Here is a 3,043-nt window from a genome sequence, read left to right on the forward strand (position 1 = left end):
GGCGGGACCGTGCGGTCCACGCGCATCCAGCCGGCCGGCACGGGCTCGGCGGCGCCGGGCGCCGCCGGCACCGGCGAGTCCTCGGCGCTCTGCGCGGCGGAGATGTCGATCCCGAAGATCGTGTGGAAGGCGGAGACGTACTCGTCGGCGAACCCGGTCTCGGCCAGGTGCCGGGCCCGCTCGGCGGGCTGGTGCATGACCCTGGCGAGGATGCGGCGCACCGAGCGCTCGAGCTGGTCGGCGGTCTCCACGGAGACGTCGCGGCGCAGACGGTCGATCTCCCCGTCGGCCGCGTCGAACACCTCGCGGCGCAGGGCGGCCATCGCCGGGTCGATGCGGCGCACCTCCTGCTGCTGGCGGAAGGCCTCGACGTTCTCGGCGATGATGCCGCGGGCGGTCACCAGCGCCGGGTCCTCGCCGTCCGGGTCCTCCCGGCGCAGGTCCTCCAGCCCCAGCACGGTGATGCCCTTGAGGTGGCGCACGAGGGGGTGGAGGTCGGAGTGCAGCGCGAGGTCGAGCACGACGGTGCGGCCCGCGTTCAGGAACAGCTCGGGGAACAGCGAGGTGCCGCGACCGGAGGCGGCCAGCACCAGGTCGGCCTCGCGCAGGGCCCGCTCGAGCCCCTCGGCCTCGACGGCCTCCGCGCCGTGGCGCTCGGCGAAGCCCGCCGCCCGCCCGGACGGGGAGAAGACCTGCATCCGGGAGACGCCGCGGCGCGCCAGCTCCGACAGCCCCAGCCGGGCGTAGGCGCCGGTGCCGACGATCAGCACGCTGCGGCCCTCGAAGCCGCCGAGCTGCATCCCGGCGCGGTCCAGCGCGACGGAGGCGCCGGAGCGACCCGCAGCGCCGACGGGGGCCTGGGTGGCGACGCTCTTGGCGCAGCGGAAGGCGTGCTGGAAGAGGTCGTGGAGCATCGAGGTGGTGCGACCGGCGCGGCGCGCGACCTCGTAGGCCTGCTTCACCTGGCCGGAGATCTCGGCCTCGCCCATCACGATCGACCGCAGCCCCGAGGTGACCTCGAACAGGTGCTGCGGGACGGGGGCGTCCATCGCGGCGTCGAAGCAGAGGGAGACCACCTCGCGGTCCAGGCCGCTGGTGCGGGAGACCGCCTCGATCACGAGCTCGACGCCCTCGTGGAAGCGCTCGGTGTCGAGGTAGACCTCGAGCCGGTTGCAGGTGCTGAGCACCACCGCTCCGGAGACGACGGGCGGGGCGCCGACGGTCTCGGCGCGCTCGGCCTGCAGCTCCTCGAGCGCCTCGGGCAGGGACTCCGCACCCCGGGTCAGGGCGTCGAGCATCTCGAGGTCGAGATGCTCGTGGGAGGCACGGAGAGCAGCGAGCATGATCCTCAGTCTAGGCATGTCCGCCCGTCGCTCCACCCCCGGAGGACCTGTCTGGTGACGCTGCGCGCGAACGTGTGCACAATGGGGGCGTCATGAACCAGAACCCCATGTCAGAGCCCCTTTTTGCCGACGGTGCGTCAGATCGATCGCGACACCTGTCAGCATCCGGGAACGCCGCAGGCCCCGGGCTCGCCACCGCTGCCGCACCTCTTGCCGAGACCCCTTCCGCGCACCCCTCCACGGGCCCCGGATCGCTCCCCGAGGAGCATCCCGCGCGCCGCTCCGCCGTCGACGGCGGCGTGGCCGACGCCTCACTGCTGCAGGAGCTGCGCGGCGTGAGGAGCGACACACCGAGCGTGTGGTTCATGCGTCAGGCGGGCCGCTCGCTGCCCGAGTACCGGGCGCTGCGCGAGGGCACCACGATGCTCGACTCCTGCGTCCGCCCCGACATGGCCGCGGAGATCACGCTCCAGCCGGTGCGCCGCCACGGTGTGGACGCCGGGATCTTCTTCTCGGACATCGTCGTCCCCGCCCGCCTCGCCGGGCTCGGCGTCGAGATCCGCCCGGGCGTCGGCCCGGTCTTCGACCATCCCGTGCGCACCGAGGCCGACATCGAGGCGCTGCCCCCGCTCGGCGACGACTACGAGGAGGCGCTCGCCCCGATCAGCGAGGCGGTGCGCCTGACCGTGTCGGAGCTCGGCACCACGCCCCTGATCGGCTTCGCCGGCGCCCCCTTCACCGTCGCGAGCTACATGGTCGAGGGCGGCCCCAGCCGTGACCACCTGCGCACCCGCGCGCTGATGCGCTCGCGCCCGGACCTGTGGGAGCGCCTGGCGACCTGGGTCGCGGAGCTCTCGGGCCGCTTCCTGCGGACCCAGGTCCTCGCGGGCGCGTCCGCGGTGCAGCTGTTCGACTCCTGGGTGGGCGCGCTCGGGCAGGAGCAGTACCTCGAGCACGTGCAGGCCCATTCCGCCGCCGCGCTCGCCCACGTCGCGGGCCTGCCGGTGCCGCGGATCCACTTCGGCGTCGGGGCCGCGCACCTGCTGCTGCCGATGCTCGGCGCCGGCGCGACCGCGATGGGCGTGGACCACCGCCTGCGCCTGGACCGGGCGCTGGAGGTCCTCCCCGCCGACACCCCGGTGCAGGGCAACATCGACCCCGCGGTCCTGTTCACCTCGGAGGAGGCACGCTTCGCGGAGGTGCGCGGCGTGCTCGAGGCGGGCGCGGCCGCGGCCGGGCACGTGGTGAACCTCGGCCACGGCGTCCCGCCGGACACCGACCCGCAGATCCTCACCGACCTGGTCGCCTTCCTCCACTCCCAGCGCGTCGCGCGCGCCGCGGAGGCGCCCGAGGCATGAGCGCCCGGATCCTCGTCGTCGGCGGCGGCCTCGCGGGGCTGCTCGCCGCTCGACGCCACCAGCGCGCGGGGCACCGCGTGGTGCTGCTCGAGGCGGAGGACCGCCTCGGCGGCGCGGTCGCGGAGCTCGCCCTCCCGGGCGCGGGAGACCTCGCCCTGAACGCGGGCGCGGAGGCGTACTCGACCGCCTCCGGCGCGGTCGACGCGCTGGTCGCTCAGCTCGGGCTCGCAGATCGGGTCGTCTCCCCGCGCGAGGGGCTCGGCAGCCGGATCGTCTCCGCCGCCGGGGTGCACCGCGCCCCGGCCGGCGCCCTGCTCGGGGTGCCCGGCCGACCGCTCGCCG

At 75.1% G+C, this 3,043-nt stretch carries 3 protein-coding genes; 2 read left to right on the plus strand and 1 reads right to left on the minus strand.

The window, feature by feature from the left end; all coding sequences use genetic code 11:
- A partial coding sequence (locus HMPREF3159_RS10000) for a glutamyl-tRNA reductase (protein WP_070500900.1) occupies positions 1 to 1,343 on the minus strand: 1,343 nt, incomplete at its 3' end.
- Between the two features lie 299 nt (positions 1,344 to 1,642).
- Between HMPREF3159_RS10000 and hemE the strand changes: the two genes are divergently transcribed.
- Positions 1,643 to 2,701: a uroporphyrinogen decarboxylase gene (gene hemE / locus HMPREF3159_RS10005; protein ID WP_070500901.1), complete on the plus strand. Its 1,059-nt coding sequence runs from the start codon at positions 1,643 to 1,645 to the stop codon at positions 2,699 to 2,701.
- Positions 2,698 to 3,043 (plus strand): FAD-dependent oxidoreductase (locus HMPREF3159_RS10010; RefSeq protein WP_141748174.1); only part of this gene is annotated, 346 nt, incomplete at its 3' end. The genes hemE and HMPREF3159_RS10010, both read left to right, overlap by 4 nt.

This window comes from Brachybacterium sp. HMSC06H03 (genome assembly GCF_001807385.1).
Classification (GTDB): Bacteria; Actinomycetota; Actinomycetes; order Actinomycetales; family Dermabacteraceae; genus Brachybacterium; species Brachybacterium conglomeratum.